This window comes from Flavobacterium sp. HJSW_4 (genome assembly GCF_042436695.1).
Taxonomy (GTDB): Bacteria; Bacteroidota; Bacteroidia; order Flavobacteriales; family Flavobacteriaceae; genus Flavobacterium.
On sequence record NZ_JBHNPP010000011.1, the window covers coordinates 124640 to 142132 of the forward strand.

Consider the following 17493-nt stretch of genomic DNA (forward strand, 5'->3'; position numbering starts at 1 on the left):
TCAATTTTTTAATTGCAAATAAATCAATAGTAAAAACTATGATGAATAACAGAAACAATAAAGATAAAAATCCAGTAAAAAGATTTAACAAAATCTCTATTGGATTGGCTTCACCAGAATCTATCTTGAAAGAATCAAGAGGAGAGGTTTTAAAGCCAGAAACAATTAACTATAGAACTCACAAACCAGAGCGTGACGGACTTTTCTGCGAAAGAATCTTCGGACCAGTAAAAGATTTCGAATGTGCTTGTGGGAAGTATAAAAGAATTCGTTACAAAGGTATCATCTGTGACCGTTGTGGTGTTGAAGTTACTGAGAAAAAAGTACGTCGTGATAGAGTAGGACACATCAACCTTGTTGTGCCGATCGCTCACATCTGGTACTTCCGTTCTCTTCCAAACAAAATTGGTTATATCCTTGGTCTTCCTTCTAAGAAATTAGATATGATCATTTACTACGAAAGATACGTAGTAATCCAAGCAGGTATCGCTAAAAACGCAGATGGAGAATCATTACAAAGATTAGATTTCTTAACTGAAGAAGAATACTTAAACATTTTAGATACTCTTCCACAAGAAAATCAATATTTAGATGATTTAGATCCTAATAAATTTGTTGCCAAAATGGGTGCAGAGTGTATTATGGATTTATTGGCTCGTATTGACTTAGATGAGTTGTCTTACCAATTAAGACACAGTGCTAACAACGAGACTTCTAAACAAAGAAAAACTGAAGCTTTAAAAAGATTACAAGTTGTTGAGTCTTTCCGTGAGTCTAACTTAAACCGCGAAAATCGTCCAGAATGGATGATCATGAAAGTGGTTCCTGTTATCCCACCAGAATTACGTCCACTTGTGCCACTTGATGGAGGTCGTTTTGCAACTTCAGATTTGAACGATTTATATCGTCGTGTAATCATCCGTAACAACCGTTTGAAAAGATTAATGGAGATTAAAGCTCCAGAAGTTATCTTAAGAAACGAAAAACGTATGTTACAAGAATCTGTAGATTCATTATTCGATAACACACGTAAAGCTTCTGCTGTTAAAACAGAATCAAACAGACCATTAAAATCATTATCTGACTCATTAAAAGGTAAACAAGGACGTTTCCGTCAAAACCTTTTAGGAAAACGTGTGGATTATTCTGCTCGTTCGGTAATCGTCGTTGGTCCAGAGTTGAAATTATATGAGTGCGGATTGCCAAAAGATATGGCATCTGAGTTATACAAACCATTCGTTATCCGTAAGTTGATCGAAAGAGGTATTGTAAAAACAGTAAAATCTGCTAAGAAAATCATTGATAAAAAAGAGCCTGTAGTTTGGGATATCCTTGAAAATGTAATTAAAGGACACCCAGTATTACTTAACCGTGCTCCTACTTTGCACAGACTTGGTATTCAAGCATTCCAACCAAAATTAATTGAAGGAAAAGCGATCCAGTTACACCCATTAGTATGTACGGCTTTCAACGCCGATTTCGATGGTGACCAGATGGCGGTTCACTTACCATTAGGACCAGAGGCTATTTTAGAGGCGCAATTATTAATGTTGGCTTCTCACAATATCTTGAACCCTGCAAATGGTGCTCCAATTACTGTACCTTCTCAGGACATGGTCTTGGGTCTATATTATATGACCAAAGAGCGTATTTCTACAGAAGATCACAAAATTATTGGTCAGGATTTGACTTTCTATTCTGCTGAAGAAGTAAACATTGCATTAAACGAAGGAAGATTAGAATTGAATGCTCGTGTGAAAATCCGTGCAAAAGATTTTAACGACGCTGGAGAATTAGTGTACCAAATTATTCAAACAACTGCAGGACGTGTATTATTTAATGAAGTAGTACCTGAAGCAGCTGGATATATCAATGACGTATTGACTAAGAAAAACCTTAGAGATATTATCGGACACATTTTAAGTGTGACTGATGTACCTACAACGGCAGCTTTCTTGGATAATATGAAAGATATGGGTTATAAATTCGCATTTAGAGGAGGTTTATCATTCTCTTTAGGTGATATTAGAATTCCAGAACAAAAAACGAAGTTAATTGCAGATGCTAGAGAGCAAGTTGAAGGTATCTCAACTAACTATAACATGGGTCTTATCACAAATAACGAGCGTTACAACCAAGTTATTGACGTATGGACTTCAGCGAATGCTCAGTTAACAGAATTAGCAATGAAAAATATTAGAGAAGACCAACAAGGTTTCAACTCTGTATATATGATGCTTGACTCTGGGGCAAGGGGTTCTAAGGAGCAGATTCGTCAGTTAACTGGTATGCGTGGTTTGATGGCTAAGCCTAAAAAATCTACTGCTGGTGGTGGTGAGATTATTGAAAACCCGATTCTTTCTAACTTTAAGGAAGGTCTTTCGATCCTTGAGTACTTCATTTCTACTCACGGTGCTCGTAAAGGTCTTGCGGATACGGCTCTTAAAACGGCCGATGCTGGTTACTTGACAAGAAGGCTTCATGACGTTTCTCAAGATGTTATTGTTAACATCGAAGATTGTGGAACTTTAAGAGGTGTTGAAGTTGCAGCATTGAAGAAAAATGAGGAAATCGTTGAATCTTTAGGAGAGAGAATTTTAGGACGTGTTGCATTACAAGACGTTATTAATCCTCTTACTAATGAAGTAATGGTTAAATCTGGAGAACAAATTACTGAAGCAATTATGAGAACTATCGAAGCTTCTCCAATTGAAAAAGTAGAAGTTAGATCTCCATTAACTTGTGAAGCTTTAAAAGGTATTTGTGCGAAATGTTACGGTAGAAACTTAGCTACTGGTAAGATGACACAAAGAGGTGAAGCTGTCGGAGTTATTGCGGCTCAGTCTATTGGAGAGCCAGGTACACAGTTAACACTTCGTACGTTCCACGTTGGAGGGGTTGCTGGAGGTATCTCTGAAGAATCTAGTATTGTTACAAGATTCGCAGGTAGACTTGAAATTGAAGATTTAAAAACAGTTAAAGGTGAAGACGGAGAAGGAAACTCTGTTGATATCGTAGTTTCTCGTTCAACTGAGTTAAAATTAGTTGACGAAAAAACAGGAATTGTTTTAAATACACATAACATTCCTTACGGATCTAGTATTTTTGTTAATGATGGAGATACTGTTGCTAAAGGAACTGTAATCTGTAAATGGGATCCATATAACGGTGTAATTGTTTCTGAATTTACTGGTAAGATTGCTTACGAAGATTTAGAGCAAGGACAATCGTTCATGGTTGAGATCGATGAGCAGACTGGTTTCCAAGAGAAAGTAATCTCTGAGGCTAGAAACAAAAAATTAATCCCAACTTTATTGGTTTACGGTAAAGAAGGTGAATTGATTCGTTCTTACAACTTACCAGTAGGTGCACACTTAATGGTTGAAAATGGTGAGAAAATTAAAGCAGGTAAAGTATTAGTTAAGATTCCACGTCGTTCTTCTAAAGCGGGCGATATCACGGGAGGTCTTCCTAGAATTACTGAGTTGCTTGAGGCTCGTAACCCTTCAAACCCAGCAGTTGTATCTGAAATTGATGGTGTTGTATCTTTTGGAAAAATTAAGAGAGGTAACCGTGAGATCGTTATCGAGTCTAAATTTGGTGAAATTAAAAAGTATTTAGTTAAACTTTCTAGCCAAATCTTAGTACAAGAAAATGACTTCGTAAGAGCGGGAGTTCCATTGTCTGACGGTGCAATTACACCAGATGATATCTTAAGAATTCAAGGTCCAGCTGCTGTTCAACAGTACTTGGTAAATGAAATTCAAGAGGTTTACCGTTTACAAGGGGTAAAAATTAATGACAAGCACTTTGAGGTAGTTATTCGTCAAATGATGCGTAAAGTAAGAGTTCAGGATCCAGGTGATACTTTATTCTTAGAGGATCAATTAATTCATACTAAAGATTTTATCGTTCAAAATGATAACTTATACGGTATGAAAGTAGTTGAAGATGCTGGAGATTCTTCAGTATTGAAACCAGGTCAGATTATTACACCTCGTGAATTACGTGATGAGAATTCATTATTGAAACGAAATGATAAAAATCTTGTTGTAGCAAGAGATGTAATCACTGCAACTGCAACGCCAGTTCTTCAAGGTATTACAAGAGCTTCGTTACAAACTAAATCATTCATTTCTGCGGCTTCATTCCAGGAGACAACGAAAGTACTTAACGAAGCTGCAGTAGCTGGTAAAGTAGATGATCTAGAAGGATTAAAAGAAAATGTAATTGTTGGACACAGAATTCCTGCGGGAACTGGTATGAGAGAGTACGATAACACTATCGTAGGATCTAAAGACGATTACAACGAAATGATGGCTAATAAAGAAGAATACATTTATTAATTAGGAAACTATGAGTAATCCGAAACAACAACAAGAGCAAATTAATATTGAGTTAGATGAAAGCATCGCAGAAGGAATTTATTCAAATCTTGCGATAATTAATCACTCGTCATCAGAGTTTGTTTTAGATTTTGTGAGCATTATGCCGGGTATTCCTAAAGCCAAGGTAAAGTCAAGAATTGTTTTGACACCACAACATGCTAAAAGATTATTGAAAGCAATAGGTGAAAACATCCACAGATTTGAAGCAGCTCATGGCGAAATCAAAGAAACGGAACAAGCGCCAATTCCGCTTAATTTCGGTCCAACTGGACAAGCATAAATTTAAAGCCCCTTTTTAAGGGGCTTTTTTTTTGAATACAGTAAAAGAATGTAGTTTATCTGATTTAAATTACTTTAATCGACTAAATTTCTTTTCAATTATGTATTGTTTTAAATTGGTATTACCTAAAAAAGATTGAATTTTGAAATATAATGACTTAGTAAAGGTTGATTAATTCAAATTATAAAAAAGCGCTAATACATTTAGCGCTTTTTTTATACTGAAAATTTAGTGTGAATTTTTTTTGTCTTCTTCCCAACCTTTTCATGTAAAATCTACTCTATATAATTAAGAAGTCTAATGAAAGATTTCTAATTTTAAATAGGAGTATCATGAAAAAGAAATTCACTTTAGAAATAGCAAGTCCATGTTCTGAAAATTTTGATAAAATGATTCCTAATGCAAATGGTTCATTTTGCGATTCTTGCATGAAAAATGTAATTGATTTAAGTAAAAAAACGAATTCTGAAGTTGCTAAATTCATTTCTGAAAACAGAGACCAAAATATTTGTGCAAGATTAAAAACAACACAGTTAGAGGAAGAATTTCAAATTAATGAAACATCTAAGATTAATAATTTAAAGTACGCTGCCGTTGCTGCTTCTCTTTTGCTTGCTTCGAATGTTACAGGGCAAGAAAAAACGACTGTTGAAACAGAAATTACAGTTCTTCAACCCGCTCATTATACAGTTGGTAAAGTTGCTTACGTTCAAAATACACAAGAACAGTCAATCTTTGTGAAAGGTAAATTGTTAGAAGCTAAAACTAATAAGCCCTTTGATAAAAAAACATACAGAAATCTTGAGATTAGTATTAATGGTTCAAGAAGTAATGTGAAAGTGAATTCGAAAACAGGAGAGTTTTTAATTCCAATTTTGGTTGCCAAAGATTCTAAAACATTTCAAATAGTCATTACAGCAGACGATTATTATCTGTCTAAAGCGGTTAATTTTGATGTGAGTTCAGTGAAAGATAATGTATTGCATCAAAATATAATTATCTCAGCTGATGAGCTTTCTAGAGTTTATATTGCAGGCGGATTAGGGGTTAATTATATCCCTGAAAAAACAACAAAGGAAATTTAGATAATAAAAAAAGGCTGTTTAAAATTTAAACAGCCTTTTGTATTTCAATAATGATATTTTAATCAAACTCCGATGTAAAGAATAATTTTACTGATGGATATTTGCTTTGCGTCATTTGAATTGTAAAATCAGAATCTGCTAAGAATACCAATTGACCGTATTTATCATGAGCAAGGAATTTTTGTTTGATACGTTTAAATTCTTTGAACTCTTCATTTTTAGCATCATCAGGTTTAACCCAACAAGCTTTGTGTACAGGGAAGTTTTCATATGTACATTTTGCGCCATATTCATGCTCTAAACGATATTGAATTACCTCATACTGAAGTGCTCCAACCGTTCCGATAACTTTACGGTTATTCATTTCTAAAGTAAATAACTGAGCCACACCTTCATCCATTAACTGATCAACTCCTTTTTCTAATTGCTTAGCTTTCATAGGATCAGCATTATTGATGTATCTAAAGTGCTCTGGAGAGAAACTTGGAATACCTTTAAAGCTCATGATTTCGCCTTCTGTTAAAGTATCTCCAATTTTAAAGTTCCCTGTATCGTGCAAACCAACAATGTCACCTGGATAAGAAATGTCTACAATTTCTTTTTTCTCAGCGAAAAAGGCGTTAGGACTAGAGAATTTTAAATTTTTCTTCTGACGCACGTGATAATAAGGTTTGTTTCTTTCAAAAGTTCCAGAAACGATTTTGATGAACGCTAAACGGTCACGGTGTTTCGGATCCATATTTGCGTGGATTTTGAAAACAAATCCAGACATTTTTTCTTCTGTAGGCTCAACTGTACGAGTTTCAGAATCTTTTGGTCTTGGAGAAGGAGCGATTGTAATGAAACAATCTAACAATTCACGAACTCCAAAATTATTCAAAGCAGAACCAAAGAATACTGGCTGGATTTTTCCATCCAAATAATCTTGACGTTCGAATTTTGGATATACTTCGTCAATTAATTCTAATTCTTCACGAAGTTTATTTGCTGCTTTTTCACCCACAATTTTATCTAATTCTGGATTGTTCTGAACATCAGAAAAAGCAATTGTTTCTTCAATATTTTTACGACTGTCTCCGCTGAAAAGGTTAATGTTTTCTTCCCATAAATTGTAAATTCCTTGGAAATCATAACCCATTCCGATTGGGAAACTTAAAGGCGTTACTTTTAAACCTAATTTTTGTTCTACTTCATCCATTAGATCGAAAGCATCTTTACCTTCACGGTCTAATTTGTTGATGAAAACAATCATAGGAATGTTACGCATTCTACAAACAGCAACTAGTTTTTCTGTTTGTTCCTCAACCCCTTTTGCAACGTCAATTACAACGATAACGCTATCAACAGCAGTTAAAGTTCTAAATGTGTCTTCAGCAAAATCCTTGTGTCCAGGAGTATCAAGGATGTTGATTTTTTTATCTTTATAATTAAAAGCAAGCACAGAAGTCGAAACCGAGATCCCTCTTTGGCGTTCGATTTCCATAAAGTCACTCGTTGCTCCTTTTTTAATTTTATTATTTTTTACAGCTCCTGCTTCTTGAATTGCACCTCCAAATAAAAGTAATTTCTCTGTTAGTGTCGTTTTACCAGCATCGGGATGCGAGATAATTCCAAATGTTCTTCTGCGTTGTATTTCTTTTAAAAAGCTCATATTTCGTATAAATAGGTTGCAAAAGTACTATTAAATTACGGCTTTATAAAAATATTCAGTTCTTAAATTTGGAAGTCTTTTTTCTGAATGGATTTTTAAAGAAAAAAATAAGGCTGTTTTGCAACAGCCTTAAATAGTCATTTTTAAAATTACTGATTAATTGACCAAATTGAATATCCTTTTGGAGGACATTGTATTTTTACCCATTTGTCTGCTTGAGTTGTTGGATACCAAGTTGAGTTTCCTGTGAAATCTTTAATTTGAGTATTGGCCCAATTGGTTTGAATCCATCTTTCTTGCCAAACATCGGAGTTGTTAATGTAAACTACCAATCCTGGATTTCCATTATATCCGTTTCTTTTAGCAACATATTCGTCATTATCAGAATATAAAATAGAAGTTGTTCCAGTTGCTTTATTATTGTGAATCCAAATTAGATTGTTCAACTTGTTTTTGTCTAACCATTCTTCGTAATCTCTGTAGAAAATTGTAGGATAACCTTCGTGAGTTAATATATAAGAGTACGCTAACATTTTGCTCCAAATTTCATCTGTATCATGATTGGTTACGAAAGTCACCGCTTTATACGGATTACGTTTCCACATCATATCATCATTTAAAAGCGCCAAATTATTTCCGTCAAAAGCATCATTCATTTTGTAATAACAAGCAAAATCGAAAACAGAACTGTTGGCATTGTTTGCCCAGTCATTTAATACATTTACATTAGAATCCCATAATTCTCCAACAGAAAATCCGCCAACATTGGCATTCCAAGCATTTACAACCCATGCACCAAAACCTTTTACATAATCAAATCTCCAACCATCAAATTTCATGGTGTTTTTATAATATTTTCCAACGCCGTCAGTTCTAAGCCAAAGCCAATTTTGAACATTTGGCGCAGCGTGGCATAAATCTGGAAAACCACCAAAAGATCCTTCGTCATTATTTCCGTAACTATTTTTATAGAAATCATTATAGGTACGAGGAAATTTACCCGAAGCAACTCCTGTAAAATTGGTCCAAGTATTTGTTCCCGTAAACGGATTTGCTTCAGATTGTCCGCCGCTATTATGATTAATTACAATATCTGCATACACTTTTATATTCTCATTATGTGCTGCTGTAATTAGGTTTACCAATTCAGTTTTAGATCCAAATCTTGTTTCGGTACTTCCATTCTGATTGTAATCTCCAAAATCAAAATAATCTGTTGGGTCATATCCCATAGAAAAAGCTCCGTTTTGTGCTTTTGAAGCTGGCGGAAGCCAAATAGAACCAATTCCGGCATTTCCCCATGCAGTAACTTTGCTGCTTACGGTATTCCACCAATTTCCTCCCGCAGGAACATCCCAATAGAAAGCTTGCATCATAACACCTCCACCAGGATTGTCAACATATTTTCCTGTTGTAGAGTTGCTTGAAACTCCTGTGCTAAAAGGTTTTCCATCGTGATGCGTAACATCAATAACTTTAAATTTCTGACTTTCAGCTTTTGCATCCGATTCGTTAATTTCATTTTGAGAACACGAATACAGTAGTCCGGTAAATGCCGTAATGAGGCATAATTTTAAAATAGGTTTTTTCATGATAGATGTGGTTAAGTTAAATAGTGAGTTTGCAATTATTCAATTTTGAGCTTTAAAAAGGCAAGTATTGTTATTTTTTAATATGGTAAATTGATAATTACGCATCTAAAGTAAAATTTTTTTGATTTAATTTTAATTTGTAAGAAAATAAGTTGTTACGAAAACGTTGTAGTATTGAGAACTTTTTATTATGGTGCTTATAATTAGATGTTTATTTATTGTTGAAAGCTAAAAAAAGGAAGCAATCATAGAAATGCATTCAGTTGAATTTGAAAAATAGAAATAGACTATCCTATAATTTTTTGTTAATAGTATATCGGATAGTTGGATTATGTAATTGAATTGTTATTTTTGTTCGTTATAAGTTACGAAAGAACTATACTTTAATTATTTATGTTTAAGTTCAACATCAATAATTTCAGGGGGATTATCTAAAACAGGCTTACATTCAAATAAAAATTAAAATAATGCTATTAAAAAAATTACAGCTAAAAACAATTGATTACAAGTTTGCACTAACAATTTGTTTTTTTCTTTTTTTTGCTCCAATTATAACAGCGCAAGAAATTATTCCTGATGTTGTTGCTCAAAAACCAGTTGAAGCTCCTACTGGTGGAAAATTGAAAATCGACGGAATCATTGCGACTGTAGGAGATTATATCGTTTTAGATTCTGATATCGATAAAGGATTTTTGGAAATTACTGCTCAAGGCGGATCTACAAAAGATATTACAAGATGTCAGATGTTGGGTAAGCTTTTAGAAGATAAATTATACGCTCACCAAGCAATTCAGGATAGTATTATTGTAAGTGATGCCGAGGTTAGAAGTATGATGGAAGAGCGTCTTAACTACATGACCCAGCAAGTAGGTGACATTAATAAGGTAGTTGAATACTATAAAAAAGGTTCTGTAGAAGAGTTTAAAACTTATTTTGCAGACATCTTGAAGGAGCAGAAATTAGCTTCTGAAATGAGAGACAAAATCATTAAAGATGTTGAAATTACTCCAGAAGAAGTTCGTAATTTCTTTAAGAAAATTCCAAAAGACGAATTGCCAACTTTTGGTGCTGAAATGGAAGTAGCACAAATTGTTGTTGAGCCTAAAATTTCTAAAGAAGACAAGCAAAAAGTTATTGATAGATTAAATGCTATAAGACAAGATGTTCTTGAAGGTTCTAGTTTTGCGACAAAAGCAGTTTTATACTCTCAAGATCCTGGATCTTCGCCAAACGGAGGATATTATAAAATGACAAGAAAAACTCCTTTTGTTAAAGAGTTTAAAGATGTTGCTTTTAGTTTACAAGCAGGTGAGATTTCTCAACCATTTGAAACTACTTTTGGATTCCATATTATTATGGTAGAAAAAATTAAAGGACAGGAGGTTGAACTTCGCCATATTTTGATTTCTCCAACGGTTTCAGAAGCTGCTTTAAAAGAAGCTAAAGAGAGAATTACAAATATTAGAAATAAAATCATCAATAAAGAATTGACTTTTGCTGAGGCTGCAAGAACTGAATCTGATGAAAAAGAAACTAGAACAAATGGAGGAACATTGGTAAATCCAACAACACAAGATACTAGATTTGAGTTGACTAAAATGGATCCAACTTTGTATAGCCAAGTTTCAAATTTAAAAGGAGATGAGATTTCTCAGCCACTTTTAAATACTGATGATAAGGGTAAAAAAACATATAAGTTAATTACAGTTACCAACAGAATTGACGAGCACACTGCAGATTATGCTAAAGATTATACTAAGATTAAGGAATTAGCATTAAAAGAAAAGCAGATCAACGCAATTGGAAAATGGTTTGATGCTAAAATTAAAGATACTTACATCAAAATTATTGGAGAGTATAAAGATTGTTCTTTTGCAAACAATTGGTTGAAAAAATAAGTTTTAATAAATAAATAAAAAGAGTTAGTTTTATGAATTCATAGAATTAACTCTTTTTAATTTTTAATACATTCATAAATGTCTGACGTAACAGCAATTCACAATTTAGTTCAAAAAAGAAACGAATTAAAAAAAGAAATAGCGAAGATCATTGTAGGGCAAGACGCCGTTGTAGATCAAATTTTACTTTGTATATTTTCCGGAGGGCATGCACTTTTAATAGGAGTTCCAGGTTTAGCAAAAACCTTAATGATAAATACTTTATCTCAGGCTTTAGGTCTAGATTTTAAAAGAATTCAGTTTACGCCAGATTTGATGCCTTCTGATATTTTAGGAAGTGAAATTTTGGATGAAAACAGAAATTTCAAATTCATTAAAGGGCCAATTTTCTCTAATATTATTTTGGCTGATGAGATAAACAGAACACCGCCAAAAACACAAGCAGCTTTGTTAGAAGCGATGCAAGAGAGATCGGTTACAATTGCGGGACAACATCATAAATTAGATTTGCCTTATTTTGTTTTGGCAACTCAAAACCCTATTGAGCAGGAGGGAACTTATCCTTTGCCAGAAGCTCAATTGGACCGTTTTATGTTTGCTATTAAATTGGAATATCCAACTTTTGAAGAAGAAGTTCAAGTAGTAAAAAGAACAACTTCTGATGTTAAAACAGAAATTAATCCGTTGTTTACTGCTCAGGAAATTATCGATTTTCAACATTTAATCCGTAGAATTCCAGTTGCGGATAATGTTATTGAGTATGCCGTAACACTAGTAAGCAAAACACGTCCTGATAATAATTTGACTAACGATTTTGTAAAAAACTATTTAGATTGGGGTGCAGGACCTAGAGCATCACAAAACTTGATTCTGGCAGCAAAAGCACACGCGGCTTTTAATGGAAAGTTTTCGCCAGATATTGAAGATGTTCAAGCAGTCGCGACAGGTATTTTAAGACACAGAATTATTAAAAACTATAAAGCAGATGCTGAAGGAATAACTGAAGAAGTTATTATTAAAAAATTGATGTAAAATCAAAAAATATATTTACTAGAATCCTGATAATTTATTGTCAGGATTTTTTGTTTTTAGCAAGTCTGAAAACTCTCCTCAAACGACGCTTAAAATCTCAACTATAACGTTATAATTGCTTATTTAGAAAGATTCTTCTTGAAAATAGGTGTAAAAACTTACTTGTTTTACAACAACGAATTTCGACTTTGTTAAAGAAAAGATCTTTAAATGTTAATAATTCATTATTTTGATGTAAAATTGAGTTTTCGGCAAAAACAAGCAGTGAAAATCGTTTTTTAGCAATAATAATTTTTGAAAAGGCTTGTTCTATTAAATTTTTTTTAATTATCGTCTTTAATGCTTAAATTTGCCTCAAAAAAATAAATCCGCTTTTATTATGAATATTTATCAGGATTACATTCAAGAAATTGAAGAAAGAAAAAATCAAGGGTTACACCCTAAACCAATCGATGGAGCTGAATTATTAAGCGAAATCATTGCTCAAATTAAAGATGTTGATAACGTAAATCGCGAAGACTCTCTTAAGTTTTTTATTTACAATACGTTACCGGGTACTACAAGTGCTGCTGGTGAAAAAGCAAAGTTTTTAAAAGAAATCATTTTAGGTCAATCAATTGTAAAAGAGATTACGCCTGCTTTTGCTTTTGAATTATTATCGCATATGAAGGGTGGACCTTCAATCGAAGTGTTATTAGATTTAGCTTTAGGATTTGATGATGCAATTGCTCAACAAGCGGCAGATGTTCTTAAAACTCAAGTTTTCCTTTACGACGCAGATACAGATCGTTTGAAAGAAGCTTTCAAAAATGATAATGCATTTGCTAAAGAAATTATCGAAAGTTATGCAAAAGCTGAGTTTTTTACTAAACTTCCAGAAATAGCTGAAGAAATTAAAGTTGTTACATATATTGCTGGTGAAGGAGATATCTCTACAGATTTACTTTCTCCAGGAAACCAAGCGCACTCTCGTTCTGACCGTGAACTTCACGGAAAATGTATGATTACGCCAGAAGCTCAAAAAGAAATTCAGGCGCTTCAGGCAAAACATCCAGATGCAAGTGTAATGTTAATTGCTGAAAAAGGAACAATGGGAGTTGGTTCTTCTAGAATGTCAGGTGTAAACAACGTGGCACTTTGGACAGGAAAACAAGCAAGTCAATATGTTCCATTCGTAAATATTGCTCCAATTGTTGGAGGTACAAATGGTATTTCTCCAATTTTCCTTACTACAGTTGACGTAACTGGAGGTATTGGAATTGACCTTAAAAACTGGGTTAAAAAAGTTGATGCAGACGGAAAACCAGTATTGAACGAAAATAACGAACCAATTCTTGAGCAAGCTTATTCTGTTGCTACAGGAACTGTTTTGACTATCAATACTCAAACTAAAAAATTATACAACGGTGATCAAGAATTAATTGATATTTCTAGATCATTTACTCCTCAGAAAAAAGAGTTCATCAGAGCTGGAGGATCATATGCAATTGTATTTGGTAAAAAATTACAAACATTTGCTGCTAAATTATTAGATATTGAAGCTCCTGCTGTATTTGCTCCATCTAAAGAAATTTCTAACGAAGGACAAGGTTTAACTGCAGTTGAGAAAATCTTCAACAAAAATGCTGTAGGTATTGCACAAGGTAAAGTGTTGCACGCTGGTTCTGACGTTCGTGTAGAAGTAAACATTGTAGGTTCTCAAGATACTACAGGTCTTATGACTGCTCAGGAATTAGAGTCTATGGCTGCTACAGTTATTTCTCCAATCGTTGACGGTGCTTACCAATCTGGTTGTCACACTGCTTCTGTTTGGGATAAAAAAGCTCAGGCTAATATTCCTAAATTGATGAAGTTCATGAACAACTTCGGATTGATCACAGCTCGTGACCCGAAAGGTGTTTACCACTCAATGACAGACGTTATCCACAAAGTACTTAACGATATTACTATCGACGAATGGGCAATCATTATCGGTGGTGACTCTCACACGAGAATGTCTAAAGGTGTTGCTTTTGGTGCTGACTCAGGAACTGTTGCTCTTGCATTGGCGACTGGAGAGGCTTCTATGCCAATTCCAGAATCTGTAAAAGTAACTTTCAAAGGAGACATGAAAGGTTATATGGATTTCCGTGATGTGGTTCACGCTACACAAGCTCAAATGCTTAAGAAATTCAACGGTGAGAACGTATTCCAAGGTAGAATCATTGAGGTTCACATCGGAACTCTTACTGCTGACCAAGCGTTTACATTTACAGACTGGACTGCAGAAATGAAAGCTAAAGCTTCTATCTGTATTTCAGAAGATGATACTTTGATTGAATCATTGGAAATTGCTAAAGGCAGAATCCAAATTATGATCAACAAAGGAATGGATAACGACAGACAAGTTCTTCAAGGCTTAATCAACAAAGCAGATAAGAGAATTGCAGAAATTAAATCTGGTGAAAAACCAGCTTTAACTCCAGATGCAAATGCTAAATATTATGCTGAAGTTGTAGTTGATTTGGATGAAATTGCTGAACCAATGATCGCTGACCCAGACGTTAATAATAAAGACGTTTCTAAACGTTATACTCACGATACTATCAGACCATTATCTTTCTATGGTGGAGAGAAAAAAGTAGATCTTGGATTTATCGGTTCTTGTATGGTTCACAAAGGAGATATGAAAATCCTTGCTCAAATGTTGAAAAACGTTGAAGCACAAACAGGAAAAGTTGAATTTAATGCTCCTCTTGTAGTTGCTCCTCCAACTTACAACATTGTTGATGAGTTGAAAGCTGAAGGTGATTGGGAAGTTCTTCAAAAATACTCAGGTTTCGAATTTGACGATAATGCTCCTAAAGGTGCAGCTCGTACAGAATACGAAAATATGTTATACTTAGAGCGTCCTGGATGTAATCTTTGTATGGGTAACCAAGAAAAAGCAGCTAAAGGAGATACGGTAATGGCAACATCTACTCGTTTATTCCAAGGTAGAGTTGTAGAAGATACAGAAGGTAAAAAAGGAGAATCATTGCTTTCTTCTACGCCAGTTGTAGTTCTTTCTACGATTTTAGGTAGAACTCCAACTATGGAAGAATATACTGCTGCGGTAGATGGTATCAACTTAACTAAGTTCGCGCCTTCTAACAAACAATTAGTTATGTAATCGAAAGATTATTTAATCATATTTTAAAAGCCCGAGTCATAAAACTCGGGCTTTTTTAGTAATAATTGTTCTATTTTTTGTAACTTGTCATGTTCAAAAAAGAATAATAAAAACAAAAAAATCTATGGCTTTTGATATCGAAATGATTAAAAAAGTGTACGAAAACATGCCCGGTCGCGTTGACAAAGCGCGCGAGATTGTTGGTCGTCCGCTTACTTTAACAGAGAAAATTTTATACAATCACCTTTGGGATGGAAATCCTACTAAGGCGTTTGGAAGAGGAGTTGATTACGTTGATTTTGCACCCGATCGCGTAGCTTGTCAAGATGCAACTGCACAAATGGCATTATTACAGTTTATGCATGCTGGTAAATCTAAAGTGGCAATTCCAACAACTGTTCACTGTGATCACTTAATTCAGGCAAAAGTAGATGCTGTAACCGATTTGGCTAGAGCAAAAACACAAAGTAATGAGGTTTTCGACTTCTTGTCGTCAGTTTCTAATAAATACGGAATCGGTTTCTGGAAACCAGGAGCTGGAATTATTCACCAAGTTGTACTTGAAAATTATGCTTTCCCTGGAGGAATGATGATTGGTACAGATTCTCACACTGTAAACGCAGGTGGTTTAGGAATGGTTGCTATTGGTGTTGGTGGAGCAGATGCTGTAGATGTAATGTCTGGAATGGCTTGGGAGCTTAAATTTCCTAAACTAATCGGAGTTAAATTAACTGGTAAATTATCAGGTTGGACGGCTCCAAAAGACGTAATTCTTAAAGTTGCTGGTATTTTGACTGTAAAAGGTGGTACTGGTGCTATTGTAGAATATTTTGGAGAAGGCGCAACTTCTATGTCTTGTACAGGTAAAGGTACTATCTGTAATATGGGTGCTGAAATTGGAGCTACAACTTCAACTTTTGGTTATGATGATTCAATGAGCCGTTACCTTCGTTCTACAAATAGAGCAGAAGTAGCAGATGCTGCAGACAAAATCGCTCCATATTTAACAGGAGATCCAGAAGTATATGCTAATCCAGAGCAATATTTTGATCAAGTGATTGAAATTAACTTATCTGAATTAGAACCGCATTTAAATGGACCATTTACACCAGATTTAGCTACTCCAATTTCTAAAATGAAAGAAGAAGCGGTTAAAAATAACTGGCCATTACAAATTCAAGTTGGTTTAATTGGTTCTTGTACAAACTCTTCTTACGAAGATATTTCACGCGCTGCTTCATTGGCAAAACAAGTTGCAGATAAAAATTTAAAAACAAAATCACAGTTTACAATCACTCCGGGTTCTGAAGTAGTTCGTTCTACAATCGAAAGAGATGGATTTATTGATACTTTCCATAAAATTGGAGCAACTGTTTTCGCAAATGCTTGCGGACCATGTATTGGTATGTGGGATAGAGAAGGAGCAGAAAAAGAAGAGAGAAACACAATTGTGCACTCTTTCAACCGTAACTTCTCAAAACGTGCAGATGGTAACCCAAATACATTGGCTTTCGTAGGTTCTCCAGAATTGGTAACTGCTTTGGCCATTGCAGGTGATTTAAGTTTTAATCCATTAACAGATACATTAATCAATGAAGATGGGGAAGAAGTAAAACTTGACGCTCCAACTGGAGATGAGCTTCCTTCTAAAGGTTTCTACGCTGAAGATCCAGGATTTCAAGCTCCGGCTGCTGATGGTTCAGGAGTTCAGGTTGTTGTAAATCCAACTTCAGAGCGTTTGCAATTATTGGCTCCATTTAACGCTTGGGATGGTAAAAATATCACTGGTGCTAAATTGTTGATTAAAGCATTCGGAAAATGTACTACAGATCACATTTCTATGGCTGGACCTTGGTTACGTTTCCGTGGACACTTAGATAACATTTCTAATAATATGTTGATTGGAGCTGTAAATGCTTACAACCAAAAAACAAACTCTGTTAAGAATCAATTAACTGGAGAATATGATGCTGTTCCTGCTGTAGCTCGTTCATACAAAGCAGCTGGAGTTCCATCTATTGTAGTTGGAGATCATAACTACGGAGAAGGATCTTCTCGTGAGCATGCGGCTATGGAGCCTCGTTTCTTAGGAGTTAAAGCGGTATTAGTAAAATCTTTTGCTCGTATTCACGAAACAAACCTTAAAAAACAAGGTCTTTTAGGATTGACATTTGCGAATGAAGCAGATTACGATAAAATTCAAGAAGACGATACAATCAACTTCTTAGATTTAACAGAATTTGCTCCAGGTAAACCTTTGACATTAGAATTTGTTCACGCTGATGGTACAAAAGATATTATTTTGGCTAATCATACGTATAACGAAGGTCAAATCGGTTGGTTTGTTGCAGGTTCTGCATTAAATTTAATCGCAGCTGGAAAAGCTTAATATTTAAGATTCTATTATATTAAAAAC

At 34.5% G+C, this 17493-nt stretch carries 9 protein-coding genes; 7 read left to right on the plus strand and 2 right to left on the minus strand.

Features of this window, described 5'->3' with window-relative positions; genetic code table 11:
• Positions 1-38 precede the first annotated feature (38 nt).
• The 3 genes from rpoC (at position 39) to ACE01P_RS12595 (ending at position 5753) form a co-directional block, all read left to right on the plus strand.
• The gene (rpoC, locus tag ACE01P_RS12585) at positions 39-4346 is read left to right on the plus strand and encodes a DNA-directed RNA polymerase subunit beta' (protein WP_379698202.1); all 4308 of its coding nucleotides are present in this window, start codon (positions 39-41) and stop codon (positions 4344-4346) included.
• A gap of 10 nt (positions 4347-4356) precedes the next feature.
• A complete protein-coding gene (locus tag ACE01P_RS12590; protein WP_308066959.1) occupies positions 4357-4668 on the plus strand; it encodes a DUF3467 domain-containing protein in 312 nt (103 codons plus the stop codon).
• Positions 4669-5000: 332 nt separating this feature from the next.
• Positions 5001-5753 carry a hypothetical protein gene (locus tag ACE01P_RS12595; protein WP_379698205.1) on the plus strand — a complete coding sequence of 251 codons (753 nt, stop codon included), beginning with the start codon at positions 5001-5003 and terminating at the stop codon, positions 5751-5753.
• 58 nt (positions 5754-5811) lie between these two features.
• Here ACE01P_RS12595 and ACE01P_RS12600 read toward each other — a convergent pair whose 3' ends face one another.
• The gene (locus ACE01P_RS12600) at positions 5812-7404 is read right to left on the minus strand and encodes a peptide chain release factor 3 (RefSeq protein WP_379698208.1); all 1593 of its coding nucleotides are present in this window, start codon (positions 7402-7404) and stop codon (positions 5812-5814) included.
• 149 nt (positions 7405-7553) lie between these two features.
• Positions 7554-8996 carry an alpha-amylase gene (locus ACE01P_RS12605; protein WP_379698211.1) on the minus strand — a complete coding sequence of 481 codons (1443 nt, stop codon included), beginning with the start codon at positions 8994-8996 and terminating at the stop codon, positions 7554-7556.
• Positions 8997-9463: 467 nt separating this feature from the next.
• Between ACE01P_RS12605 and ACE01P_RS12610 the strand changes: the two genes are divergently transcribed.
• From ACE01P_RS12610 to ACE01P_RS12625, 4 genes are all read left to right on the plus strand, one after another.
• Positions 9464-10894, plus strand: a complete 1431-nt coding sequence (locus tag ACE01P_RS12610) for a peptidylprolyl isomerase (RefSeq protein ID WP_379698214.1) — start codon at positions 9464-9466, stop codon at positions 10892-10894.
• A 78-nt stretch (positions 10895-10972) separates the two neighbouring features.
• Positions 10973-11926 carry an AAA family ATPase gene (locus ACE01P_RS12615; protein WP_379698217.1) on the plus strand — a complete coding sequence of 318 codons (954 nt, stop codon included), beginning with the start codon at positions 10973-10975 and terminating at the stop codon, positions 11924-11926.
• Between the two features lie 379 nt (positions 11927-12305).
• Positions 12306-15077, plus strand: coding sequence for a bifunctional aconitate hydratase 2/2-methylisocitrate dehydratase (locus ACE01P_RS12620; protein ID WP_379698220.1), 2772 nt, complete (start codon positions 12306-12308; stop codon positions 15075-15077).
• Between the two features lie 124 nt (positions 15078-15201).
• A complete protein-coding gene (locus ACE01P_RS12625; protein WP_379698223.1) occupies positions 15202-17466 on the plus strand; it encodes an aconitate hydratase in 2265 nt (754 codons plus the stop codon).
• Positions 17467-17493 lie beyond the last annotated feature (27 nt).

Coding starts and splice junctions, on each gene's coding strand:
- ACE01P_RS12590 (WP_308066959.1), top strand. CDS start 4,357: ATGAGTAATCCGAAACAACAACAAGAGCAAATTAATATTGAGTTAGAT.
- ACE01P_RS12595 (WP_379698205.1), top strand. CDS start 5,001: ATGAAAAAGAAATTCACTTTAGAAATAGCAAGTCCATGTTCTGAAAAT.
- rpoC (WP_379698202.1), top strand. CDS start 39: ATGATGAATAACAGAAACAATAAAGATAAAAATCCAGTAAAAAGATTT.
- ACE01P_RS12600 (WP_379698208.1), bottom strand. CDS start 7,404: ATGAGCTTTTTAAAAGAAATACAACGCAGAAGAACATTTGGAATTATC.
- ACE01P_RS12625 (WP_379698223.1), top strand. CDS start 15,202: ATGGCTTTTGATATCGAAATGATTAAAAAAGTGTACGAAAACATGCCC.
- ACE01P_RS12605 (WP_379698211.1), bottom strand. CDS start 8,996: ATGAAAAAACCTATTTTAAAATTATGCCTCATTACGGCATTTACCGGA.
- ACE01P_RS12615 (WP_379698217.1), top strand. CDS start 10,973: ATGTCTGACGTAACAGCAATTCACAATTTAGTTCAAAAAAGAAACGAA.
- ACE01P_RS12610 (WP_379698214.1), top strand. CDS start 9,464: ATGCTATTAAAAAAATTACAGCTAAAAACAATTGATTACAAGTTTGCA.
- ACE01P_RS12620 (WP_379698220.1), top strand. CDS start 12,306: ATGAATATTTATCAGGATTACATTCAAGAAATTGAAGAAAGAAAAAAT.